Raw genomic sequence first — 24554 nt, forward strand, 5'->3', positions numbered from 1 at the left:
TAATGCTTTCGTTTTTAAAAGCCCCGGCCAACGCGCCGCTCATCACCGATAAGCACGAGGTTGACGCCCGCTATCGCTACTGGCGGCGGCATATCCTGATCACCATTTGGTTGGGTTACGCGCTGTTCTATTTCACCCGTAAAAGCTTTAACGCCGCCGCGCCGGAAATCCTTGCCAGCGGCATTCTGACCCGCAGCGATATCGGCCTGCTGGCGACGCTGTTTTATATCACCTACGGGGTGTCGAAATTTGTCTCCGGCATCGTTAGCGATCGCTCTAACGCTCGCTATTTTATGGGCATCGGGCTGATTGCGACCGGCGTAGTGAATATTCTGTTCGGCTTCTCGACCTCGCTGTGGGCCTTTGCTCTGCTATGGGCGCTGAACGCCTTTTTCCAGGGGTTTGGATCGCCGGTTTGCGCCCGTTTGCTGACCGCCTGGTACTCGCGTACCGAGCGCGGCGGCTGGTGGGCGTTATGGAACACCGCGCACAATGTCGGCGGGGCGCTGATCCCTCTCGTTATGGCCGCTGTCGCCCTGCATTATGGCTGGCGCGTCGGAATGATGGTGGCCGGGTTGCTTGCCATCGGGGTGGGCATGGTCCTCTGCTGGCGGCTGCGCGACCGTCCGCAGGCGATTGGTTTACCGCCGGTAGGCGACTGGCGGCACGATGCGCTGGAGGTAGCCCAACAGCAAGAGGGCGCGGGGCTAAGTCGCAAAGAAATCCTCGCTAAATATGTGCTGTTGAATCCCTATATCTGGCTGCTTTCGTTGTGTTATGTCTTAGTGTACGTGGTGCGCGCGGCGATCAACGACTGGGGCAACCTGTATATGTCCGAGACGCTGGGCGTGGATTTGGTCACGGCCAACACGGCAGTATCGATGTTTGAGTTGGGTGGATTTATCGGCGCGCTGGTGGCGGGCTGGGGCTCGGACAAACTCTTCAACGGCAACCGCGGACCGATGAATTTAATCTTCGCTGCCGGGATTTTGCTCTCTGTGGGTTCGCTGTGGCTGATGCCGTTCGCCAGCTACGTCATGCAGGCGGCCTGTTTCTTCACCACCGGTTTCTTTGTCTTCGGCCCGCAGATGCTCATTGGCATGGCGGCGGCGGAGTGCTCGCATAAAGAGGCGGCGGGCGCAGCCACCGGCTTTGTCGGCCTGTTCGCCTATCTCGGCGCGTCGCTTTCCGGCTGGCCGTTAGCGAAAGTGCTGGAGATCTGGCACTGGACCGGTTTTTTTGCGGTCATCGCCATCGCGGCGGGGATCTCCGCGCTATTGCTGCTGCCATTTCTGAACGCCCAGGCCCCACGCGAGACCCACGAAGCGTGATGCACCTCACCTTTTTGCGCTGAATGGGGCAAAACTAAGAAATTTTCCCGGTTTTGCCTGGACGCTGTCGCAGGCCCCTTTTCCTGTGGATTTTTACAATGCCTGCCATTCGCAGGTATAAAAATTAGCTCAGGAGTAATCCATGCTGGCCTTCTTAAACCAGGTGCGCAAGCCGACCCTGGATCTGCCGCTCGATGTGCGGCGTAAAATGTGGTTCAAGCCGTTCATGCAGTCCTATCTGGTGGTTTTTATCGGCTACCTGACCATGTACCTGATCCGCAAAAACTTTAACATCGCGCAGAACGACATGATCTCTACCTACGGGTTGAGCATGACCGAGCTGGGGATGATTGGCCTGGGCTTCTCGATCACCTATGGCGTGGGGAAAACGCTGGTTTCCTACTACGCTGACGGTAAAAATACCAAGCAGTTTCTACCGTTTATGTTGATCCTCTCCGCTATCTGTATGCTCGGCTTCAGCGCCAGCATGGGCGCGGGGTCAACCAGTCTGTTTCTGATGATCGCTTTCTATGCCCTGAGCGGTTTCTTCCAGAGTACCGGCGGATCGTGCAGCTACTCGACCATCACCAAATGGACTCCGCGTCGTAAACGCGGCACCTTTCTCGGCTTCTGGAATATCTCCCACAACCTCGGCGGCGCGGGCGCGGCAGGCGTGGCGCTGTTCGGCGCCAACTACCTGTTCGACGGTCACGTCATCGGCATGTTTATCTTCCCGTCGATTATCGCGCTGATTGTTGGCTTTATCGGTCTGCGTTTCGGCAGCGACTCCCCGGAATCTTACGGTCTGGGTAAAGCTGAAGAACTGTTCGGCGAAGAGATCAGCGAAGAGGATAAAGAGACTGAAGAAAACGAAATGACCAAGTGGCAGATCTTTGTTGAATATGTGTTGAAAAACAAAGTGATCTGGCTGCTGTGTTTCTCCAATATCTTCCTGTATGTGGTGCGTATTGGTATCGACCAGTGGTCAACCGTCTACGCCTTCCAGGAACTGAAGCTTTCCAAAGAAGTGGCGATTCAGGGCTTTACCCTGTTCGAAGTGGGCGCGCTGGTCGGCACGTTGCTGTGGGGCTGGCTCTCTGATCTGGCGAACGGTCGTCGCGCGCTGGTGGCTTGCGTGGCGCTGGCACTCATCATCGCCACGCTCGGCGTCTACCAGCACGCCAGCAACCAGTATGTCTATCTGGCCTCGCTGTTCGCGCTCGGTTTCCTGGTGTTTGGGCCGCAGCTATTAATTGGCGTGGCGGCAGTCGGTTTCGTACCGAAAAAAGCCATCGGCGCTGCGGACGGTATCAAGGGAACCTTCGCTTATCTTATCGGCGATAGCTTTGCCAAGCTGGGTCTGGGCATGATTGCCGACGGCACCCCCGTTTTTGGTCTGACCGGCTGGGCAGGCACCTTCGCCGCGCTGGACGCCGCCGCGATCGGCTGTATCTGCCTGATGGCGATGGTCGCCGTGATGGAAGAGCGCAAAATCCGCCGTGAGAAAAAAATTCAGCAAGTCAATATCGCTTAAATGTGTGCATTTGGTAACGTTTTGCCCGGCTTAACGCCGGGCTTTTTTATGCCTTGCGTTCGTCAGACAGGACATCCGGCGTCTGGCGTAAATGAAGACAGGCGTTAATAAATCACATCCTGACAGGCCAGAACGTCGACAGTTATAAATTTACCGTTATGATGGGCATCCTGTTTGGTGACGGATGTGCGCATGATTTGGTTGATTCTGGCCACGTTTGTGGTGGTGTTTATTGTGGGTTTTCGGGTGCTGACATCGGATACCCGCCGGGCGATTCGCCGCCTGAGCGAACGTCTGAATATTGATGTAGTGCCGATAGAATCGATGATTGATCAGATGGGTAAAACGGCGGGCGGTGAATTTTTACAGTATCTGCATCGCCCTGATGAGTCGCATTTGCAAAATGCCGCTCAGGTGTTACTGATCTGGCAAATGGTGATTGTCGATGGCGGCGATCAGAATTTGCAGCGGTGGCATCGGTTGCTGCAAAAAGCGCGTTTAGCCGCGCCGATCACCGATACACAGGTACGGCTGGCGCTGGGCTTTTTGCGCGAAATGGAACCCGATATGCAGGAGATCAACGCGTTTCAACTGCGCTATAACGCCTTTTTTCAGCCGGAAGAGGGTGTCCACTGGCTGCATTGATACTCTTCACTATCTCGTTAACAAAAGACGAGATGAATGAGGCTGGCAAGGGCGGCGAGCCACGATTAACGGCCGGATGGCGCGATTCATCGTTAGCCAAATAAAGCGTAGCCGCCATCGTATTTGCTAAGGGTGAACCACAGAAGTAACGCACCGAATAACCGCTAACGACGCCAAAACGTCAGCGACTTATAGCTCATCATTTCCGTGACATATATCACGGAAATGTGATCTTGTTTTGAACACTAAAACTGTGACTCCTTGCCATACCTCCTGTCTCAAAATTTCTTATCATAAACTCGAAGTTGTACATGATTGTCTATAGACAACTCTAAATGTTTAGGCGCGCCCCATGAAAACATTGAGTAAAAGTTCACACATCCCACTGTATCAACAGGTTGTGGAATGGATAAGGGAAAGTATTTATAGCGGAGAATTAGTTGAGGATGACCGGATACCTTCAGAGTTTCAAATCATGGATATGCTGGAGGTGAGTCGCGGTACCGTTAAAAAAGCGGTTGACCAACTTGTCCGGGAAGGTGTTCTTGTGCAAGTGCAGGGTAAAGGAACTTTCGTAAAGAAGGAAAATGTTGCTTACCCACTGGGTGAAGGTTTGCTCTCCTTTGCTGAAGCCTTAGCCAGCCAGAAGATAAACTTCACAACCAGCGTCATAACCTCCCGACTGGAACCCGCTAACCGCTTTGTAGCAGAGAAACTGAGTATCAAACCGGGACAAGATGTTTTATTTCTTAAACGCCTTCGTTGTATTGGCGATGAAAAAGTCATGTTGATTGAAAATCGTATCAACATTGATCTCTGCCCCGGTATTATTGATGTAGATTTTACCAGGGAAAATTTATTTTCAGCAATAGAAAGATTATCTGATAAGAAAATAAGTTTTTCTGAAAGCCGTTACGCAGCCAAATTAATTGGTAATGAGCGAGGCCATTATCTTGATATTGGTGAAGACGCACCTGTTTTGCATTTGGAACAGTTGGTATTTTTCTCCAGAGGATTGGCCATTGATTTTGGTAACGTCTGGTTAAAAGGTAATAAATATTATCTTGGCACTATTTTACAGCGCCTGGATGCCTAACTAGCAAAGAGGAATCTATGCAGGATATTCATTTTCGCCGTCATTATGTTCGACACCTCCCTAAAGAGGTGAGTCAGAATGACATAATCAAGGCTCTTGCCAGTCCGTTAATTAACGATGGTATGGTTGTATCTGATTTTGCCGATCACGTCATTACGCGAGAACAGAATTTTCCAACGGGTCTACCGGTTGAGCCTGTAGGTGTCGCTATTCCACATACTGATCACAGGTATGTTCGCCAAAACGCCATTAGCGTTGGAATACTGGCAGAACCCGTCAATTTCGAAGATATGGGCGGGGAACCAGACCCCGTACCTGTCAGGGTGGTGTTTATGCTTGCTTTAGGTGAAAGCAATAAGCAGCTCAACGTACTGGGTTGGATTATGGATGTGATCCAGGATGAGGATTTTATGCAGCAGTTACTGGCCATGAATGATGATGAAATTTATCAGTCAATTTACACACGCATATCTGAAAGAGGTGAAGTATGAGTAAAATGATACTATTTGTTTGCGCAACGGGTGTTGCTACTTCCACGGCTGTGGCAGAAAAAGTAATGGAATATTGTAAAGACAATGGGCTTGATGTTAATTATTCCCAAACTAATGTAGCCTCATTGCCAAACAATACCGATGGTGCAGCTTTGGTTGTATCAACAACGAAAGTTCCTTATGAACTGGATATTCCGGTTGTTAGTGGTCTGCCAATCATTACCGGAGTAGGTGAAGATAAAGTTCTTGAAAAAATAGTTTCAATCCTTAAAGGCCAAGCCTGATTTCATAAATAAAAAACAGATAAATTACCCAGGCGCTAACGCGAGGTCTGGTCACATCTGAATAAGAGGTCGGATATGAATGATATAGCACATACTCTCTATACCGTTGTGCAATATGTCCTGGGATTTGGCCCAACGGTTTTATTGCCGCTGGTCCTTTTTTTCCTGGCATTGTTCTTCAAAGTAAAACCCGCTAAAGCACTTCGCTCATCGTTAATTGTCGGAATAGGGTTTGTCGGAATTTATGCCATCTTTGACATACTTACCAGCAACGTAGGCCCGGCTGCACAGGCAATGGTTGAGCGAACTGGTATTAGTCTTCCTGTTGTCGATTTAGGCTGGCCACCATTGGCCGCAATTACCTGGGGCTCGCCAATCGCACCTTTTGTCATCCCGCTGACGATGCTGATTAATGTCGCCATGCTGGCCCTGAATAAGACGCGTACTGTTGATGTCGACATGTGGAACTACTGGCACTTTGCCCTGGCTGGAACGCTGGTTTACTACAGTACAGGGAGTTTTGTTTTGGGTCTGTCCGCAGCCGCTATTGCCGCGATCGTGGTTCTCAAACTGGCGGACTGGTCTGCACCATTAGTGGCAAAGTACTTCGGTCTGGAAGGTATTTCACTTCCGACCCTGTCATCTGTCGTCTTCTTTCCGATTGGATTGCTGTTCGATAAAATTATCGACAAGATCCCGGGCGTTAACCGTATTCATATTGATCCGGAAAACGTTCAGAAAAAAATGGGAATCTTCGGCGAGCCTATGATGGTGGGTACTATTCTGGGGGTCTTGTTGGGCATCATTGCCGGGTATGATTTTAAACATATCCTGTTGCTGGGGATTAGCATTGGCGGTGTCATGTTCATTCTTCCGCGTATGGTACGAATTTTGATGGAAGGTTTATTACCTCTGTCTGAAGCCATTAAGAAATATTTGAATGCCAAATATCCTGGCCGTGATGATCTCTTTATCGGACTGGATATCGCGGTAGCAGTAGGTAACCCAGCCATTATATCTACAGCACTGATTCTGACACCCATCTCTGTCTTCATTGCATTCCTTCTTCCTGGCAATAAAGTCCTGCCACTCGGAGACCTTGCGAACCTGGCAGTCATGGCTTCCATGATTGTACTGGCATGTCGTGGCAATATTTTCCGGGCTGTGATAACCGCAATTCCTGTTATTGTCGCCGACTTGTGGATTGCGACCAAAATTGCGCCATTTATTACCGGTATGGCTAAAGATGTCAATTTCAAAATGGCTGAGGGGTCAAGTGGTCAGGTATCAAGCTTCCTTGATGGCGGTAATCCCTTCCGTTTCTGGCTGCTTGAAATATTCAACGGAAATATTATTGCTATCGGGCTGATTCCTGTGCTTGCGCTGATTATTTATGGTGTTTTTCGCCTGACAAAAGGAACGGTCTATGCCTGATTACCACGCAGCGCTTGTCATTGACATTGGCACAACTAACTGCAAAGTCAGCTGTTATACCTGTCATGACGTGTCAGTTCTGGAAGTCCGCAAGTTTCCGACGCCAATAATATCGTCGGACAAAGGCGAGGTAGATTTCGATATCGAAGCGCTGTGGCAGGCACTGCGACTGGTAATGGCTGAACTGGTGGCTTCAGTACCGTTTCCGGTAAAAAATATCAGTATTGCGAGTTTCGGTGAGTCTGGTGTCTTTGTGGATAAGGAGGGCGTCATTCTTACCCCGATGCTGGCCTGGTATGATCGACGTGGTGAATCTTATCTCTCGTCATTAAGCAAGGCAGAGGCTGAAGAACTGTATTCTATAACGGGATTGCCACCTCACAGTAATTACTCAGCATTTAAAATGAGATGGTTGCTTGATAACTACTCCTTGCATGAAAGAAAAGATATCTGCTGGTTACATGCTCCAGAAGTGTTGTTGTGGCGAATGACAGGTGCGAAAAAGACGGAAATATCGCTGGCCAGTAGAACGTTGTGTCTGGACATTGCTCACCGTACCTGGTCTCGTAATGCTGCCGGGATTCTCGGCATACCGTTCGGTGTACTGGCTCCGTTGATAAAGCCGGGTGAAGTGGCCGGATGGATGACGGCAACGCTCAGGCAGGAGTTGGGATTACCACATGAGGTAAAAGTCACCCTCGCTGGACACGATCATATGGTCGGTGCCCGCGCATTACAGATGCAACCGGGCGATGTGCTGAATTCTACCGGCACGACAGAGGGTATTTTACTGCTGAATACACAGCCAACGCTTGATGTGCAGGCTCGCAGGAATAAGCTGGCAAATGGTTGTTACTCCGATGGTGAATTTTTCACGCTTTTCGCTTCTCTGCCTGTCGGCGGTTATGCGCTTGAATGGGTGAAAAAAACCTTTCGTTTAACTGATAAGGAAATAAGCACAGGCCTGGAAAAAGCCATGGAGCAATACCTCAAACCTTCCTGGTCTGTCGAGCATGTGCCGGTATTTATTCCTCATTTGCGGGGCTCGGGTTCGCCAAATAAAAATCGGCACACTCGTGGCCTGCTTTTTGGGCTGACGGATTCACTTCCTCCGGAGTCTCTGCTTGAGAGTGTCTTTATTGGCCTGGCGATGGAGTTTGCACACTGTCACGGGTGTTTTAATATCCCGGCGGGCAGGACAGTAAAAGTCATTGGCCCTGCGGTGAAAAACCCATACTGGCTCCAGTTGAAGGCTGACATCCTCCAGTGTCCAATTGAGGCCATTGCTTTTGATGAAACCGTCTCCCTTGGAGCATTGTTGATAGCCTGTCCGAATGTTGTCCCCCCGACTGTTCCTGTGGCTGAGCGATATTTTCCTGACGCGGTTCGTTCTGCAAAGTTGAAAATATATCAGCAGCAATGGCTGTCATTTTACCAATTTAAACTGCGGCAAGAAGGGGCGCTTATTGGTGAATAACTGTGATAACTCAATAGTTCGATAATTTACTTACACTGCTCACATAAATATCTGGAGTTAATATGCCTTTAGTCAATGGTAGGATCCTGCTCAATTGTATTCAGGAAAAACATGTCCTTGCGGGGGCATTTAATACAACGAACCTGGAGACAACAATTTCCATTCTTAATGCAATAGAACGTTCCGGATTGCCCAATTTTATTCAAATTGCTCCTACTAATGCACAGCTTTCAGGTTACGATTACATTTATGAAATAGTTAAGCGACATGCCGATAAAATGGATATTCCTGTCAGCCTGCATCTGGATCATGGGAAAACTCTGGAAGATGTTAAGCAGGCTGTCCGGGCCGGATTTACCTCAGTAATGATTGATGGCGCGGCGCTACCGTTCGAAGAAAATATTGCATTTACCCGAGAAGCTGTCGATTTCTGTAAATCATTTGGTGTTCCCGTCGAAGCGGAATTAGGCGCTATTCTGGGTAAGGAAGATGATCATGTCAGCGAGGCTGACTGCAAAACTGAACCTGAGAAGGTTCAGCGCTTTGTTGAGGAGACAGGGTGCGACATGCTGGCAGTGTCAATTGGTAATGTACATGGTCTTGAAGATATCCCACGCATTGATATCCCGCTATTACAACGCATCGCGTCTGTCAGTCCGGTACCTTTGGTTATTCATGGAGGTTCTGGTATTGACGCGGATATTCTTCGCAGCTTTGTTAATTACAAAGTAGCCAAAGTGAATATTGCGAGTGATTTGCGCAAAGCCTTTATTACTACTGTTGGTAAGGCTTGGGTAAATAATAACAACGAGGCTAATCTGGCGCGTGTCATGGCGAACGCAAAACAGGCAGTTGAGGATGATGTTTATTCTAAAATTAAGATGATGAATAAACATCACTCAGCATTCCGCAAAGTCTCTTAAGGAAAATATATGATTAGACAAAAAGTACGCGTTATGAACAGTACGGGGCTTCATGCGCGGCCAGCCGCTACACTTGCGAAAATTGTCAAAAAATACCAGTCTTCATTAACGCTAGTTAATAATGACAAAGAAATTCCCATTAAAGGAATGATGAGTATTTTGGGGGCTGGCGTAAAGGGAAACACAATGATTGATTTAATTTGTGATGGACAGGATGAACTGGCTTTTATGGATGAATTAAAATCTGCATTTGCTGATGGCTTTGGTGAGTCAGTATAGTGCAATTCCCGTCAAACGGCGCAGGAAGTTGTAGAGGCTTCCTGCACTCATTATCGTATGAATAGCCTTAACAGACCATCGGTAAAACCCTCATTCCAGCACCTTTAGCCCGTGTTTTTGGACAACATTAAGTAGTTTCAGTGACATCCCGCTGGGACGCTTGGCGCCGCTTTCCCACTTTTGAACCGTTGATACGCTGGTATTCAGGTACCGAGCGAAAACCGGCTGGCTAACGTTGAGTTCTTCTCGTAACGCTTTTATTTCAAGTGGCTGCAGGTCTTTGATGCTGCTTAAGCAGGCCGTGTCAAAACTACGCATTGTCTCCTGGGGAATGGCATCCACGCTAAATAATCCAGATGCCGCGCTATGAATCGCTTCAAAGGCAGGGCTTTTGAATTTAGTTTTTGCTGACATGGCGCACCTCTACCAGTTCTTTGTTATTAATGAGTGCCGTTATCTGATCTTCGGTCAGGCAAGCATAGTGTTTTGCTAACTCACGGAAACCCGCGAGTTCGCGATAGCGAATGTTGGCCATATCCTGTTTGGCATACAGGAAGGTGTAAAACCAATGTTCGCCTCCCTTTGCCAATACGATTGCGCGATCGCGATTTTGATTGAGACGTTTTTTATAAACCCCGCCGCCGAGATTATCTGCTTTTCCTTGCAGTACGGCGTCGATGGCCTCGCTTAACTCGTCATCTTTTATCGTGTGGGACTTCGCTTCTCTGTTAAACCACCTGGTTTTGAAGATTCGCATCAGGTTGACATCCTGTAATCTAAAGTATAGCACCAGGTGATACACTATGTCTTACCTTTTGGTTTTACACGCAGCGAGAGAAGATAATTCTCAACGCTCGACCAGCCTCGCAAAATGCAGCGCAACAATGTCAGTTGCTAAAACGTTAATCAGATCACATTTTGTAATGTTACACTGCGTGGATTTTCCGCACTAAAACGACGCAGGTAACCACAATGAATGAAAATATCGCAGAAAAATTCCGCGCTGATGGGGTTGCCAGGCCTAACTGGTCAGCCGTTTTTGCCGTGGCGTTTTGTGTCGCCTGCCTGATTACCGTTGAGTTTTTGCCCGTTAGTCTGTTGACGCCGATGGCGCAGGATCTGGGGATCTCCGAGGGCGTCGCTGGTCAGTCGGTCACCGTTACGGCGTTTGTCGCGATGTTTTCCAGCCTGTTCATTACCCAGATTATTCAGGCGACCGACAGGCGTTATATCGTTATTCTGTTCGCCGTTTTGCTGACGGCTTCTTGTCTGATGGTCTCCTTTGCCAACAGCTTTACGCTGCTATTGCTGGGCCGCGCCTGTCTTGGGTTGGCGCTGGGCGGATTCTGGGCGATGTCGGCGTCGCTGACCATGCGACTGGTTCCCGCGCGTACCGTGCCGAAAGCGCTGTCGGTGATTTTTGGCGCGGTCTCCATCGCGTTAGTGATCGCCGCGCCGCTGGGCAGTTTTTTGGGCGGTATTATTGGCTGGCGTAATGTCTTTAACGCCGCTGCGGTGATGGGCGTACTGTGCGTCATCTGGGTGGTGAAATCACTGCCGTCGCTGCCGGGCGAACCTTCTCACCAGAAACAGAATATGTTTAGCCTGTTGCAACGCCCTGGCGTGATGGCCGGGATGATCGCCATCTTTATGTCTTTTGCCGGGCAGTTCGCTTTCTTTACCTATATTCGCCCGGTCTATATGAATCTGGCGGGCTTTGACGTTGATGGTCTGACGCTGGTGTTGCTTAGTTTTGGTATTGCCAGCTTCGTTGGCACTTCTTTCTCCTCCTACGTACTGAAACGTTCGGTAAAACTGGCGCTGGCCGGTGCGCCGCTGCTACTGGCGCTGAGCGCGCTGACGCTCATTGTGTGGGGAAGCGACAAAACCGTGGCGGCGGCAATAGCGATTGTCTGGGGGCTGGCGTTTGCGCTGGTGCCGGTGGGATGGTCAACGTGGATCACTCGTTCCCTTGCCGATCAGGCGGAAAAAGCCGGTTCCATCCAGGTCGCGGTGATTCAACTGGCAAATACCTGTGGCGCGGCAGTGGGCGGTTATGCGCTCGACAATTTCGGGCTGCTTTCGCCGCTGGCGCTTTCCGGCGGACTGATGCTGTTGACGGCGTTAGTCGTGGCGGCGAAAGTCCGTATTACGCCAATGAGTTGATATTGCTGCCATTTGTAGGCCGGATACGACGTTAGTCGTTATCCGGCAATAATAAATGCTTAATCAAAACCGTTATGCTCTGCGGTGGCGGCAAACCATTCTCCGCTTTTTTTCACCGTGCGCGTTTGGGTGGCTAAATCCAGTTGTACAAAACCATAGCGATTTTTATAGCCGTTCAGCCATGACCAGTTATCGATAAAGGTCCACATGTGGTAGCCAAGACAGTGACAGCCCTCGCTAATGCCTTTATGCAGCCATTTAAGATGCTCAGAGATAAAGTCAATCCGGTAATCATCGTGAATCTGTCCCGCTTGCACAAAACGTTGCTCGTTCTCAACGCCCATCCCGTTTTCGGAGATAAAACAGCGCGGATTGCCGTAATTATCCCGCAGGTTGGTGATGATGTCGTAAATTCCTGGCGCGTAAATTTCCCAGCCGCGGTAAGGGTTCATCTTGCGCCCCGGCATGTCGTAATAGTCAAATAACCACTCCGGCATAAACGGCGCTTGCGGATTCACCGCCGTATCACGGCATTTCACGCGGCGCGGCTGATAATAGTTAATCCCCAGTAAATCGATTTTGCCGTCGGCAATAAGCTGACGGTCGCCTGGCTGACAGGCAGGCAACTGGTCATAGGTTTTCAGCAGCGCCACCAAGTCCGCCGGGTATTCTCCCTTTAATACCGGGTCAAGAAAACTGCGGTTGAATAACAGATCCGCATGATGCGCGGCTTGCACATCGGCGGGATGCTGCGAGCGTGGGTAGGACGGCGTCAGATTCAGTACTATGCCGATTTCACCGTCGTAGCGCCCGGCGCGCCAGGCGCGCACGGCGGTCGAGTGCGCCAGCACGGTATGGTACGCCACGGTGGTCGCACGTTTAAAATCCACCACATTGGGATAGTGGAAGTCGTACAAATAGCCGCCTTCCACCGGCACAATCGGCTCGTTAAAGGTAAACCAGTGCTTCACGCGGTCGCCAAACAAGGTAAAACACGTTTGCGCGTACCGACCAAACGCCTCTACGACGTCGCGATTTTCCCAGCCGCCTTTCTCCTGCATGACCATCGGCATATCAAAATGGAACAGCGTAATAAACGGCGTGATGCCCTGCGCCAGTAGCTCGTCGATGACGTGATTGTAGAAGCTCACCGCTTGTGGATTCACCTCGCCGACGCCGTCTGGAATGAGCCGCGCCCAGCTTAGCGAGGTGCGAAAACTGTTGTGTTTTAACTGTTTCAGTAGCGCGATGTCTTGCTTCCAGTGGCGATAGAACGTTGAGGTTTCTGCTGGACCGACGCCCTGATGAAAACGACCCGGCTGGCGCTCGAACCACACATCCCACGTGGTCTGGCTTTTACCGCCATTCAGACTATCCCCTTCGGTTTGCAACGCTGAGCAGGCGCTGCCCCACCAGAAGTTATCGGGAAAACGGTATCGCATTGTCGTACTCCTTGATCGCGTAAATTCGCTCCAGAATACGCGGTTTTGGCGAACAGAAACCGGTTACAGTCCGCATTTTCGCGACCAAAAAACGGAAAAGGTGTGCTACATCTCAGGGCATTCCACCTTACCGAGAGCCTGCCAGTAGTTATGCTGATTGTTACGTTCTATCGCGATCATCGCCTCCCGAATATGCTGCTGGTTCCCCTCGCTCGCCATGATTTTTTTCTCCCAGGCTTCATCAGTTAGCGCGCCTTTGGGCGTACACATTTTGCGCAAATCCTTTAAAATCGTGGTTTTTTCATGCGCCGTCTGAAGCGAGCTAAACGGAGAGTCGGCATACGTGACGCCCGGTAGCGCGACAAGCGCGGCAATAAGCAGAAGCGTTTTTCGTTTCATAAACGGTATCCTTATCGGTTTGCACTTTTTCAAGAGTAAGTGTAGACCGCGCGACGCTCACTCATCGGGGCGTGCTATCCATTGGCGTTGAAGTCAGGCAAAAGTGGGAAGGCGGTTTCTCGCTGCGCCTTCACTTTCTTGCGTGGCAGAATAGTGTATGTTCTGACTACTCTTTTATTTCGTAAGCGGTAGTGTAATGAGACGTATTGAGATCGTACTGGGAGAGCTGGAACGGCTGACGCGCGGGCTATGTCTTGCCGATTTGGCGCAGGAGACGGCGTTTACGGCGGAGGCGATAGGTTTCAATCTTGGGCTGGCGCGTAACTCCGTCAGCAAAGATCTCAATCAGTTATGGAATGACGGCCTGGCAATCAAAAGCCGTGGCCGCCCGGTCTATTTTTTGCATCGCCAGGCGCTGGAAACGTTGCTGGGACGTCAGCTGGAAGAGTCTGAACGCGAGGTGCGGTCGGTGGCGGATGTGCTGCCGCATGAAGAGCATTACGCGCCCGACGATCCGTTTACCAGCCTGATTGGTTACGATCGCAGCCTGCGCGATGCGGTAGAAAAAGGCCGTGCGGCGGTGCTCTATCCGCACGGTTTACACGTTCTGCTTACCGGGCCGTCCGGCGTCGGTAAAACCTTTTTTGCGGAACTGATGCACCGTTTCGCCTGTGAACAGGCGAGCGGCGCTATCCCGCCGCTGGTCTACTTTAACTGCGCGGAATACGCCCATAATCCGGAACTACTCTCCTCGCATCTGTTTGGTCATCGGCAGGGGGCGTTTACCGGCGCGAATGAACATAAAACAGGCCTCGTGGAGCAGGCGGACGGTGGTTATCTGTTGCTGGACGAGGTGCACCGTCTGTCTTATGAAGGGCAGGAAAAGCTGTTCTCTATTCTGGATAAAGGCGAGTACCGTCCGCTTGGCGTGAGCAGCCAGCCGCGATCAATTTCGGTACGCCTGATTTGCGCCACTACCGAACCGGTCGGGTCGGCGCTGTTACGTACTTTCCAGCGGCGTATTCAGGTATGCATTGATTTGCCGGGTATTCGCCAGCGCTCCGTTGAAGAACAGATCGAACTGATCGTGGGGTTCTTACAACGGGAAAGCCGCAAAATAGAACGCACGGTCAGCATTGATAAACCGTTGTTGCTCTGGTTGCTGAATAAACCCCTGGAAGGCAATATCGGTCAGCTAAAAAGCGATATTCAGTTTCTCTGCGCTCAGGCGTGGGCATCGGGAATGACCGAGCATAACGACACGCTACAGCTGGATAAGCGGCTGGCGGAGATGTCGATTAACCCGACGCCGGAACAGCGTCTATTGGTGGATACTCTGTTTGAGGGTAAAGCGCGGCTAAATATAGACGCGCGCACGCTGCCCGCATTGAAGACGTCGCTGGCGACCGGGGCGGAAATTGAAGAGAGCGACCTCTTTTACAGCTTCCTGACGCGCGAATATGTTAATTTGCGCAACAGTAACGTCCCCCCGGCGGAGACGCTGGCGATCCTGAAAAATAAACTCAGCTCGATTTTTGAATACGGTCTCTACAGCCGCGACAGCGTGGCGCATCCGCCGCGCTATGGCGACCAGATTGAAGAGCGCGTGACGCTGCTGATAGGCTGCGTAGAGCAGGTGTTGGGTTTTTCGCTGCCGGAAAATCTGGTTAACCCACTGCGTAAACACTTCCTGGCGCTGATAGGCTACGTGCAGCGCGGCCTGATCCCGCAGCTTTACTCTTCCAGTTTGATCCTGGATCGCTGCAAAGACGAATATGACAACGCCACGCTGCTGTGTCGGAAAATCAACGAACTGCTGCATATACAGTGTCCGGCGACGGAAGTGGTCTGGCTATGCCTGTTCCTGAAAGAGTGCCGCCATTATCGTCAGCGTATCGATGCCAGCCCCGACTGCGGGGTCATTTTGATCGCTCACGGCGCGACCACCGCCACCAGTCAGGCGCAATATGTCAACCGCGTGCTGGAGCGCGAGCTGTTCAGCGCCATCGACATGCCGTTTGAACAGTCGGTGCATGACACGCTGGAAACGCTGACCCAAATGATTCAAACCCGACAATATCGGCGGCTTATCCTGTTGGTGGACATCGGTTCATTAATCCATTTCGGCAGTACGATCAGTAAGTTATTCCAGATAGATGTTTTGCTCATGCCGAACATCACGCTGACCAGTCTGCTGGAAGTCGGGCTGGATTTAAGCTATGAAACCAGCGATTTACCACAGTTGACGGCGCTCCTGCAGAGTAAAAATATCCCCTGCCAGCTTTGTACGCCGCAGCAGGAGAACGGTGGCAAAGTGCTGGTCATCTCCTGTATTACCGGCATGGGAACGGCGGAAAAAATCAAAAAGGTGCTGGAGGAGAGCTTTGGCGAACTGATGTCGCAGGACACCAGGATGGTGATCCTTGATTATAACGAGGTACGCAGTCTGGAGCGCGTTCAGCAGGCATTGAATGCCAGCGAGCGGCTGGCGGGGATTGTCGGCACTTTCCAGCCGGGGCTGCCGGATATTCCGTTTATTTCGCTGGAAGAGCTTTTCTCCGAACAAGGGCCGGAACTGGTGTTGAGCCTGTTAACGCCCGATCTGTCCAACGCTGAACGCCGTCTGGAGATGGAGCGCAGCGCTATGCGCTTTATCAGCGCGCTAACGATGGAGAGTATCATCAACCATATTTCCGTGCTTAACCCGCAGCGTATTTTGAAAGAGATGGAGGGCGTTTTTAACCATCTGACGTCTTCGCTTTCCCTGAAACCAAGCCGCCAGGTGACACTGCGCTTCCTGATCCACTGCTGCTGTATGGTAGAGCGTATTGTGATTAACCGAAAACCGTTACAGATGGCGCTGGAAAGTCAGCCGAATCTGGACGCGCGCGCATTTAGTGTCATCAAATCCGCTTTTCTGCCGATCGAAGACGCCTACGCCATCCGTTTATCGGATGCGGAATATTTTTATATCTACGAACTGCTCTATAGCTAATCCTTTTACTGGCGGGGCTTCGGGCCTCGCCAGGCCTATCTTCTTCCTCGCGTGACACAAATTCTGGCACAACCTTTGCTCTTCTGATGATGCGTTATGCCGGATAGCGGCGTAAACGCCTTATCCGGCCTAACGGGAGCGTCCTGTAGGCCCGGTAAGCGCAGTGCCACCGGGCAATATATGCCGGTGTTCTCATGTAATTGCGCCAGGAGGCCATTTTGACTACCACACAACCGTTGCCCCACATCCTGCTGCTGACGCATGGCGGCTGGGGACAGCCGCTTTGCAACAGCCTGCGTATGGTCACGGGCGAAATTAAAGGCGTGACGGAAATCGCGCTAATGCCTGTCGATACGCTGGGCGAGTTTTATCAACGCGTCGAGGCCGTGGTGAAAACGCTGCCGGAAGGCTCGCTGATCCTGACGGATTTTGTCGGCGGCACGACGTCCAACGTCGCGGCGCGGCTAAGCGCCGATTATCCGGTGGCGGTGATTGCCGGATTGAATGCGTCGCTACTGCTGGAGGCGCTGGACAGGCGCGAACAAGGGATGCTAACCGCCTGCGTGGATGAGTTAGTTGAGGCCGGGCGCAGTAGCTGCCTGGATGTGGTCGCCCATGTACGTCAGCTACAACAATCACTCTAAGGAAAACATCATGGCCAATATCGTTTTATGCCGCATCGACAGCCGTCTCATTCATGGACAGGTTGTCACGAAGTGGGTCGGACAATCTCAGGCGAACCGGATAGCCGTTGTGAGTGATGAACTGGACGCCGATCCGTTTATGAAAAATATCTACCTGATGGCGGCGCCGCCAAATATCAAAGTGGATTGCTTCGGCAACCAGAGTTTTGCCGCTGCATGGAAAGAAAATCAGCTTGGCGACGGTAACGTGCTGGTGCTTTTTCCCTCACTGGCGGCGGTGCAGGACGCCATACAATTGGGCTTTGACGTCACCCGCATTCAGGTTGGCGGTCTCGGCGGCGGGCCAAACCGCAAGGCGGTTTTTCAGAATATTACGCTGGATGAAAAAGACGTCGGCATTCTTAACGACCTGAAAAACCGTGGCGTTCAGGTATTTTTCCAGACCATTCCGGAAGATAAGCCGCAGCCGCTCGACGATATCCTGAAAAAATTCTAACCCTTTAATAGACACAAAATCATTCTGGATGCATCGAGGCGGCAACTGAGTGAATCCCCTGGAGCTTACTAAAGTAAGTGACTGGGGTGAGCGAAGGCAACCAACAAAGAGGCAGCCTGAAGGATGAAGTGTATAGGATAACACTATGGATACCTTACTCTTTGCAAGCCTGATGGGGTTGTATTACTGGTTTGCCCGTTTACGCCTCGGCTACACCTTCTCCGCGATGCTGTTACAACCGGTGGTGATCGCGGTATTTGTCGGGCTTTTGCTTGGCAATATGCAGACCGCGATGATCATCGGCGCAGGGATGCAGCTCGTTTATTTGGGCGTGACCTCAACGCCGGGCGGCAACGTGCCGTCGGACCCGGCGCTGGCGGCCTGTATCTCCATTCCTATCGCGGTGAAGGCCGGTATGGACCCAAACCTGGCGATCGCGCTGGCAATCCCGTTTGGCGTGATTGGCGTGTTTCTCGATCAGCTTAGGCGCACGCTGAACGCCGCCTGGGTGCATATGGCGGATAAACACGCGGAAACGGCAAACATGGCGGGCATCATGCGTTGCGCCTTTCTTTACCCGGCATTGCTGGGGCTGGTGCTGCGCTTCCCGGTGGTCTTTGCCGCTAACTACTTTGGCCAGGATGTGGTGGAAAGTTTCCTTAAACTGATGCCGCACTGGTTAACCCACTCCTTTGAAATCATGGGCGGCATTCTGCCGGCGCTGGGCTTTGCCATCACCATTATGGTGATCGGTAAAAAGAGCCTGTTGCCGTGGTTTATCGGCGGGTTCTTCGCGGTGTTGTACCTCAAGGTCGACATCATGGCGATGGCCATCTTCGGCACCTGTGTCGCCTTCCTGATTAAAGGCCTGGCGAAAAATGAAGGAGCAGCATGATGAGCAGTGACGTAATGCAACATGAACTGGTTGAGCGTGCGCGGGAAAGCGGGGCGCTGACCAAAGCAGATATCACCAAAGCCTGGTTTATCTACTGGCTGGGCGCCGAGGTTTCCAGCTCCTATGAGCGCTTACAAAGCCTGATTTTCTGCGCCTCGATGACGCCGATCATCAAAAAACTTTACCCGCAAAAAGAGGAGCAGGTAGAAGCGCTAAAACGCCACCTTAACTTCTTTAACTCCGAGCAGACCTTCGGCGCGGTGATTCAGGGCATCTCTATTGCCATGGAAGAACAAAAAACGCGCGGCGAGCCGATTAACGACTCGTCTATCACCGGCATTAAAACGGGCCTGATGGGGCCGCTTGCCGGGATGGGCGACTCGATTATCTGGGCGGCGGTGATGCCGCTGTTGATAGCGATCTTTATTCCGTTCGCGGCAAATGGCAGCGCGATGGGCGGTATTATCCCGCTGATCCTCTACCCGGCGATCACCCTGGCGATCAGCTACGGCATGGTCCACAAGGGATATACGTTGGGGCGTGATTCGATTATCGGCCTGCTGCAAGGGGGGCGAATCAAAGAACTGATCTACGGGGCCAACGTGCTGGGTTTGATCATGATGGGCGCGCTTTCCGCCAGCTACGTCAAAATCACTACGCCGTTAAAAATTAGCGCTTTGAAAGGATCTGAAGTGGTGGTTCAGCAGATCCTCGACTCTATCGCGCCGGGCTTACTGCCACTGGCGGCGGTATTCGCCATCTACTTCTATCTGGTAAAAAAAGGGCCGCGCTACACCACCATTTTGCTGTCGATTGTCGCACTGAGCATAGTCTGTTCGTTGTTGGGAGTGCTGTAAATCATGACGCCGAATATCTATCAACAACTGGGGTTGAAAAAGGTCATTAACGCCTGCGGCAAAATGACCATTCTGGGCGTCTCAAGCGTCGCGCCGGAGGTCATGCAGGCCACCGCGCGCGCGGCTTCCGCTTTCGTCGAGATTGACGCGCTGGTGGAAAAAACCGGCGAACTGGTATCGCGCTATACGGGTGCTGAAGATAGCTATATCACCTCGTGCGCCTCGGCGGGTATTGCCATTGCCGTCGCTGCCGCCATCACCCGCGGCGATCGGACGCGCGTCGCCCTGATGCCGGACAGCGCCGGGATGGCCAATGAAGTGGTGATGCTGCGCGGGCATAACGTCGATTACGGCGCGCCCATCACCAGCGCGATTCGCCTGGGGGGCGGGCGTGTGGTGGAAGTCGGGTCAAGTAACCTCTCCGCCCGCTGGCAACTGGAGAGTGCGATTACCGGGAACACTGCCGCCTTGTTGTACGTGAAATCACACCATTGCGTACAGAAAGGCATGTTGAGCATTGACGATTTTGTACAGGTGGCGCAGGCCAACCACCTGCCGTTGATTGTCGATGCCGCGGCGGAAGAGGATTTGCGCGGCTGGGTGGCGAGCGGCGCGGATATGGTTATCTATAGCGGCGCGAAAGCCTTTAATGCGCCAACCTCCGGCTTTATTACTGGCAAGAAAACGTGGATTGCCGCCTGCAAAGCGCAGCACCAGGGGATTGCCAGAGCAATGAAAATCGGCAAGGAAAACATGGTTGGGCTGGTGTATGCGCTGGAGAATTACCACCAGGGCCAGACGACCGTGACCGCAGCACAGTTACAGCCGGTCGCGGAAGCGATTTCCGCCATCCATGGACTTTATGCCGATATCGAACAGGATGAGGCCGGGCGTGCAATCTGGCGTATTCGTGTGCGGGTGAACGCATCTGAATTGGGGCTGAATGCGCAGGACGTCGAAGCGCAGCTGCGCGGCGGCGAGATAGCGATTTACGCCCGCAAATATCAGCTTCATCAGGGGGTTTTTAGCCTCGATCCACGCACGGTAGCCGAAGGGGAAATGGCATTGATTGTGGCGCGACTCAGGGAGATTGCAGAACATGCAGCAGATTAATTTTTATCGTCAGCGGGTAGCGATTAACGTACTGGCAAAGGATATCGCCAACGCGAAGGCTATCTATGAAGCCGCCGAAGGCCATGCGGTCATTGGCGTACTTTCCGCGCAGTTCGCTACGGTAGAAGAGGGCGTGCCGGAGGTGAAACGCTGGATGGCGGAGGTGCCGTCTATCTCGGTGGGACTGGGCGCAGGCGACCCGGCGCAGTACTACAAAGCGGCGATGATTGCCGCCCATACTCACCCGGCCCACGTCAACCAGACTTTTACCGGCAGCGGCTTCGCAGCGGGCGCACTGGCGGCGACAGGCGGCGAGCAAACACATATTAACGCCCTGGTCAGCCCGACGGGAACGCCTGGCGAGGTGTTGATTTCTACCGGCGTCAGCAGCAGCCAGGGAACGCCAGCCCGCGTTTCCTGTGAAGCGGCGGTACGCATGATGCAGGATATGGGCGCACATGCGGCGAAGTTTTTCCCGATGGGCGGCGAAAAGTCGTTACCGGAACTCTATGCGCTGGCGACAACCGCCGCCCGCCACGGCATGACGCTTATCGAGCCGACCGGCGGTATCTCACTGGATAATTTCGGTATTATCCTGCAAACCTGCCTGGAAGCAGGCGTGCCGCGCGTTATGCCGCATGTTTACAGCTCGATTATCGATCCGCAAACCGGCAATACGCGCCCCGAAGACGTCATTCGGTTGATGGAGATAGTCAAAGCGCTGGTGTGAGATTTATCGCCGAAGAGCGCTACGTTTACTGGGCCTACAGATGACGTGTATTTGTAGGCCCGGTTAGCGTTACGCTACCGGGCGATAATGCGTAGCAGGCTGGGCAAAAATGTACGTATTGCAGCCGTCAGTGATTCCCTTTCGAGCCTCCTCGCAGGGTTAAATTTTCCTGAATGCTGTCTGTATTTTTGGCGAGTACAGTGGCGTCATCTTATTCCTCAGGTGACGGATCGCCATGAAAAAAAGTCCCACGTCCACACCTCATGATGCGGTATTCAAAACGTTTTTACGCCATCCGGATACCGCGCGGGATTTTCTCAATATTCATCTTCCCCATTCGCTAAGAATACGTTGCGATCTGACGACGTTGAAACTGGCGCCGGACAGTTTTATCGAGAAAAATTTACGCGCGTTTTATTCCGATGTCCTTTGGTCGCTAAAAACGTGTGAAGGCGACGGTTATATCTATGTCGTTATAGAGCATCAGAGTACGCCGGACGCGCATATGGCATTCCGGTTAATGCGTTACGCGACTGCCGCGATGCAGCGCCATCTGGATGCTGGCCATAAAACGTTACCGCTGGTGATTCCCATGCTGTTTTACCATGGCGCGAAAAGCCCGTATCCCTTTTCGCTGTGCTGGCTGGATGAGTTTGACGATCCTGCGCTGGCGCGTCAGCTTTATGCGACGGCATTTCCACTGGTAGACATTACGGTGGTGCCGGATAACGAGATTATGCAGCATCGACGTATCGCGATGCTGGAGCTGGTACAAAAGCATATACGTCAGCGCGACCTGATGGGATTGGTCGAGCGCTTAGCGGTACTTCTGATTACGGGAAACGCTAATGACAGTCAGCTAAAAGCGCTGTTTAATTATTTGCTAATACAGCATGGCAGCACGCCTCGTTTTGGCAAGTTTATCCGCGAGGTGGCGCGTCGTGTTCCCCAACACAAGGAGAGATTAATGACGATCGTAGACAGAATACGTGAATCGGGGCGCAGAAAAGGTAAGCGTGAAGGCGTGCAACAAGGTATACATCAAGGTAAGCAGGAGGAAGCCTTGCGTATTGCGCATACGATGCTGGAACAGGGGATCGAGCGAGAGATGGTGCTGATGATTACCGGGCTTTCTGACGAAGAGATTAAGGCAAAGCGCCATTAAACTTTTCCCTCTTCCGCCCGGTCATCGTGATTATCAACGGCGTTAAGCGGCCCGCGCGCGTCGACGGGAATCGAGGGAGATCAGAATCACTGACGAGAGAATGAGCAGCGTGCCCAGCCAGTCCGGCAAGGTAAAACTAATCCCCAACAGCAGTAGCGACAGCAGGGCGCTGCTTAACGGTTCCGCGCAGCTTAAAATGCTGGCTTTGGGGCCACCAATCAGTTGCGCGCCTTTCAAATACAGGCTGAACGTCAGCGACGTACCGATCACCACCAGGTAGAAAAAGGCCAGAATCAGGCTGCCGCTCACCGCAAAGTGCGTTCCTTCTTTAGCGTAGAAGGGCAGCAGAATAAGGCCGCCAAAGGACATACTCCAGCCGACCACTGGCAGCGTGCCGTATTGGGCGATTAGCCTGGAAGGCCAGGTCGTATAAAAGGCGGCGGCAAATGCGGAGGCGATACCCCAGAACAGCGCGGCTGAAGAGATCGACAGCGATGTTGGATTGCCGTGAGTCACCAGTAAAAAGGTGCCGATAAGCGATGTAAGAATGGCGGTTAAGACCAGAATGCCTGGTCGTGTTCTTCGCGCTAATGCAAACCACGCTACAATAATGGTCGGCGATAAAAATTGCAGCACTGTCGCGGTGGCGGCATTGGATTTTTCAATCGTGAGCAGGAAGGTTAGCTGAACGGTGAGCGCGCCCACCACGGAGAAAATCAGCAGACTCAGGGCATCTTTGCGGTTTTTAAGAATTGAAAATATCTTATCGCCGTGCATAAAGGAGAAGGTCACCAGTATCAGCCCGGCGAATAACAAACGTATCATCGTCAGGAACTGTGACGACATACGGCTTTGCTCCATGATGTACTGCGCGCAAACGCCTGAACTCCCCCACAATACGGCGGCAATCAGGACGTTTAGCATCCCTTTTCTGGTGGAACCCATTTTTTCCTCGTCATGTTGTTTTATTTTTTTACGTGCAGGCATCATAACAGAGCTATCGCCGGTATTAAGCAGGAATTTATTGTTTAATGATTTCAGACGAGCTTGTTATCGACATAATATTGTCATTTTTTTGTCATAAGAAAAAATATCAAACAAACTTAAACAGAACGTCACTAAACCCGCCTTTGCACTTTACGGAACATATTGGCTGACTATAATAAGCGCAAATTCATGCAGGAGTAATATGTTGGACAGTCACTTTTACGTAAATCATCTGGCAAGTTAACGCACGCTATTCCTGCGCTGCTTGCCGAACCGGTGGGCAGCAATCTCCCCTTGTGACGATTGTCATCCCAATAATGTTACAACACGCGCATTGTCGCGAGGTAATCGTCATGTTCATGTTTAAACACGCTTTATTTCCTCCGCCGTTAACACGACGCTAATTGCCTCAGGGCAGAAATTTGTCGTGTGCTAAATATAGCACGTACTTATTCTTCCAGAAAAAATGGAGGAACGTATGTTAATGTTTCCTTATATTTTAAATTTACTGGCCGCTATGCTGTTGGGCGCGCTGATTGGCGCGGAAAGACAATGGCGTCAACGTATGGCGGGATTACGCACTAATGCGCTGGTGGCGACAGGCGCCGCCGTTTTTATTCTGAGCTCCATGACGACATCGCCAGACAGCCCCGGGAGAATTGCGGCGCAGATTGTCTCTGGTATTGGCTTTCTGGGGGCGGGCGTCATTATGCGCGAAGGGATGAATGTGCGCGGGCTGAACACTGCGGCAACGCTATGGTGTTCGGCGGGCATCGGTGTGTTATGCGGCTTAGGGCAGTTCAAAAATGCGCTGGCGGCGACGATCATTATTCTTTGCGCCAATATTTTATTGCGTGAAGCGGCGCAGCGTATAAATCAACTCCCAATATCCGCTGAGGGAGAAAAACGTTATATCCTGAAAGTAACCTGTAATAAAGAAGATGAGAGCGCGGTTCGTCAGTGGTTACTGAATATCGTAAAAGAGGCCGCGATCTGTTTACAAGGGTTAGGTTCGGTCCCCGCTCAGGAACAGGGCTATAAAGAAATTCGTGCCGAGCTCGTGGGTCATGCTGATTATCGTAAAACGCGAGAGCTGATTATATCCAGAATAGGTGATAACGATAATATCACCGCAATTCACTGGAGCATTGATAGTCAATAATAGTTTTTT

At 51.7% G+C, this 24554-nt stretch carries 25 protein-coding genes; 20 read left to right on the forward strand and 5 right to left on the reverse strand.

The genetic code is table 11. The features are described from left to right. The first annotated feature begins 2 nt into the window (after positions 1 to 2). From HU143_RS00270 to HU143_RS00315, 10 genes are all read left to right on the forward strand, one after another. Positions 3 to 1331 (forward strand): MFS transporter, encoded by a 1329-nt coding sequence (locus tag HU143_RS00270; RefSeq protein WP_000948173.1) that lies wholly within the window; start codon positions 3 to 5, stop codon positions 1329 to 1331. Between the two features lie 142 nt (positions 1332 to 1473). Beyond that, entirely contained in the window at positions 1474 to 2865 is a 1392-nt protein-coding gene (gene uhpT, locus HU143_RS00275; RefSeq protein WP_000879181.1) for a hexose-6-phosphate:phosphate antiporter, read from the forward strand. A 192-nt stretch (positions 2866 to 3057) separates the two neighbouring features. After that, positions 3058 to 3510, forward strand: a complete 453-nt coding sequence (locus HU143_RS00280) for a DUF1198 domain-containing protein (RefSeq protein WP_001519640.1) — start codon at positions 3058 to 3060, stop codon at positions 3508 to 3510. Between the two features lie 352 nt (positions 3511 to 3862). Continuing rightward, a complete protein-coding gene (locus HU143_RS00285; protein ID WP_000854956.1) occupies positions 3863 to 4606 on the forward strand; it encodes a GntR family transcriptional regulator in 744 nt (247 codons plus the stop codon). A gap of 17 nt (positions 4607 to 4623) precedes the next feature. Next, a complete protein-coding gene (locus HU143_RS00290) occupies positions 4624 to 5097 on the forward strand; it encodes a PTS sugar transporter subunit IIA (RefSeq protein ID WP_023227697.1) in 474 nt (157 codons plus the stop codon). Continuing rightward, positions 5094 to 5381: a PTS sugar transporter subunit IIB gene (locus HU143_RS00295; RefSeq protein WP_000041396.1), complete on the forward strand. Its 288-nt coding sequence runs from the start codon at positions 5094 to 5096 to the stop codon at positions 5379 to 5381. Before HU143_RS00290 ends, HU143_RS00295 begins: the two co-directional genes overlap by 4 nt. A gap of 75 nt (positions 5382 to 5456) precedes the next feature. Further along, the gene (locus tag HU143_RS00300; protein WP_000997824.1) at positions 5457 to 6815 is read left to right on the forward strand and encodes a PTS galactitol transporter subunit IIC; all 1359 of its coding nucleotides are present in this window, start codon (positions 5457 to 5459) and stop codon (positions 6813 to 6815) included. Continuing rightward, a complete protein-coding gene (locus HU143_RS00305) occupies positions 6808 to 8292 on the forward strand; it encodes an FGGY-family carbohydrate kinase (protein WP_023227696.1) in 1485 nt (494 codons plus the stop codon). The genes HU143_RS00300 and HU143_RS00305 overlap by 8 nt, the downstream gene beginning before the upstream one ends. A 62-nt stretch (positions 8293 to 8354) precedes the next feature. Next, the gene (locus HU143_RS00310; RefSeq protein ID WP_001131797.1) at positions 8355 to 9215 is read left to right on the forward strand and encodes a class II aldolase; all 861 of its coding nucleotides are present in this window, start codon (positions 8355 to 8357) and stop codon (positions 9213 to 9215) included. A 9-nt stretch (positions 9216 to 9224) separates the two neighbouring features. Further along, complete coding sequence (locus HU143_RS00315; RefSeq protein ID WP_000621026.1) at positions 9225 to 9494, forward strand: HPr family phosphocarrier protein; 270 nt, start codon at positions 9225 to 9227, stop codon at positions 9492 to 9494. A gap of 90 nt (positions 9495 to 9584) precedes the next feature. Here the strand turns inward: HU143_RS00315 and HU143_RS00320 are convergent, their stop codons facing one another. Together HU143_RS00320 and HU143_RS00325 are read right to left on the reverse strand one after the other, a co-directional pair. Next, positions 9585 to 9908, reverse strand: a complete 324-nt coding sequence (locus HU143_RS00320) for a helix-turn-helix domain-containing protein (protein ID WP_023227695.1) — start codon at positions 9906 to 9908, stop codon at positions 9585 to 9587. Beyond that, a complete protein-coding gene (locus HU143_RS00325) occupies positions 9892 to 10251 on the reverse strand; it encodes a type II toxin-antitoxin system RelE/ParE family toxin (RefSeq protein WP_023227694.1) in 360 nt (119 codons plus the stop codon). The genes HU143_RS00320 and HU143_RS00325 overlap by 17 nt, the downstream gene beginning before the upstream one ends. 215 nt (positions 10252 to 10466) lie before the next feature. Between HU143_RS00325 and nepI the strand changes: the two genes are divergently transcribed. Then, positions 10467 to 11660: a purine ribonucleoside efflux pump NepI gene (gene nepI, locus HU143_RS00330; protein ID WP_001004799.1), complete on the forward strand. Its 1194-nt coding sequence runs from the start codon at positions 10467 to 10469 to the stop codon at positions 11658 to 11660. 59 nt (positions 11661 to 11719) lie between these two features. Here the strand turns inward: nepI and HU143_RS00335 are convergent, their stop codons facing one another. Both HU143_RS00335 and HU143_RS00340 read right to left on the reverse strand, forming a co-directional pair. Then, positions 11720 to 13102, reverse strand: coding sequence for a glycoside hydrolase family 1 protein (locus HU143_RS00335; protein WP_023227693.1), 1383 nt, complete (start codon positions 13100 to 13102; stop codon positions 11720 to 11722). 105 nt (positions 13103 to 13207) lie between these two features. Beyond that, positions 13208 to 13501: a YicS family protein gene (locus HU143_RS00340; protein ID WP_000824215.1), complete on the reverse strand. Its 294-nt coding sequence runs from the start codon at positions 13499 to 13501 to the stop codon at positions 13208 to 13210. A gap of 196 nt (positions 13502 to 13697) precedes the next feature. Here HU143_RS00340 and dagR point away from each other — a divergent pair, with 196 nt between their 5' ends. The 8 genes from dagR to HU143_RS00380 all read left to right on the forward strand — a co-directional run bounded on the left by dagR (position 13698) and on the right by HU143_RS00380 (position 22396). Then, positions 13698 to 16496, forward strand: a complete 2799-nt coding sequence (dagR, locus tag HU143_RS00345; RefSeq protein WP_001252665.1) for a transcriptional regulator DagR — start codon at positions 13698 to 13700, stop codon at positions 16494 to 16496. Between the two features lie 218 nt (positions 16497 to 16714). After that, the gene (locus tag HU143_RS00350) at positions 16715 to 17140 is read left to right on the forward strand and encodes a PTS sugar transporter subunit IIA (RefSeq protein WP_000214106.1); all 426 of its coding nucleotides are present in this window, start codon (positions 16715 to 16717) and stop codon (positions 17138 to 17140) included. A gap of 10 nt (positions 17141 to 17150) precedes the next feature. Beyond that, a complete protein-coding gene (locus HU143_RS00355; RefSeq protein WP_001284295.1) occupies positions 17151 to 17636 on the forward strand; it encodes a PTS system mannose/fructose/N-acetylgalactosamine-transporter subunit IIB in 486 nt (161 codons plus the stop codon). Positions 17637 to 17781: 145 nt separating this feature from the next. Further along, positions 17782 to 18531: a PTS mannose/fructose/sorbose/N-acetylgalactosamine transporter subunit IIC gene (locus HU143_RS00360; protein ID WP_000380259.1), complete on the forward strand. Its 750-nt coding sequence runs from the start codon at positions 17782 to 17784 to the stop codon at positions 18529 to 18531. Then, positions 18528 to 19388, forward strand: coding sequence for a PTS system mannose/fructose/sorbose family transporter subunit IID (locus HU143_RS00365; protein ID WP_001526325.1), 861 nt, complete (start codon positions 18528 to 18530; stop codon positions 19386 to 19388). The genes HU143_RS00360 and HU143_RS00365 overlap by 4 nt, the downstream gene beginning before the upstream one ends. Positions 19389 to 19391: 3 nt before the next feature. Next, a complete protein-coding gene (gene dgaE / locus HU143_RS00370; protein ID WP_020838466.1) occupies positions 19392 to 20501 on the forward strand; it encodes a D-glucosaminate-6-phosphate ammonia lyase in 1110 nt (369 codons plus the stop codon). Further along, complete coding sequence (dagF, locus tag HU143_RS00375; protein ID WP_001186140.1) at positions 20488 to 21231, forward strand: 2-dehydro-3-deoxy-phosphogluconate aldolase; 744 nt, start codon at positions 20488 to 20490, stop codon at positions 21229 to 21231. Before dgaE ends, dagF begins: the two co-directional genes overlap by 14 nt. A 235-nt stretch (positions 21232 to 21466) precedes the next feature. Beyond that, complete coding sequence (locus tag HU143_RS00380; RefSeq protein ID WP_000749536.1) at positions 21467 to 22396, forward strand: Rpn family recombination-promoting nuclease/putative transposase; 930 nt, start codon at positions 21467 to 21469, stop codon at positions 22394 to 22396. A gap of 42 nt (positions 22397 to 22438) precedes the next feature. Here the strand turns inward: HU143_RS00380 and HU143_RS00385 are convergent, their stop codons facing one another. Beyond that, a complete protein-coding gene (locus HU143_RS00385) occupies positions 22439 to 23341 on the reverse strand; it encodes an EamA family transporter (protein ID WP_001682335.1) in 903 nt (300 codons plus the stop codon). Between the two features lie 508 nt (positions 23342 to 23849). Between HU143_RS00385 and HU143_RS00390 the strand changes: the two genes are divergently transcribed. Continuing rightward, entirely contained in the window at positions 23850 to 24545 is a 696-nt protein-coding gene (locus HU143_RS00390; protein ID WP_000392694.1) for an MgtC family protein, read from the forward strand. Positions 24546 to 24554: the final 9 nt, after the last annotated feature.

The organism is Salmonella sp. SJTUF14076, from assembly GCF_015534835.1.
Classification (GTDB): Bacteria; Pseudomonadota; Gammaproteobacteria; order Enterobacterales; family Enterobacteriaceae; genus Salmonella; species Salmonella enterica.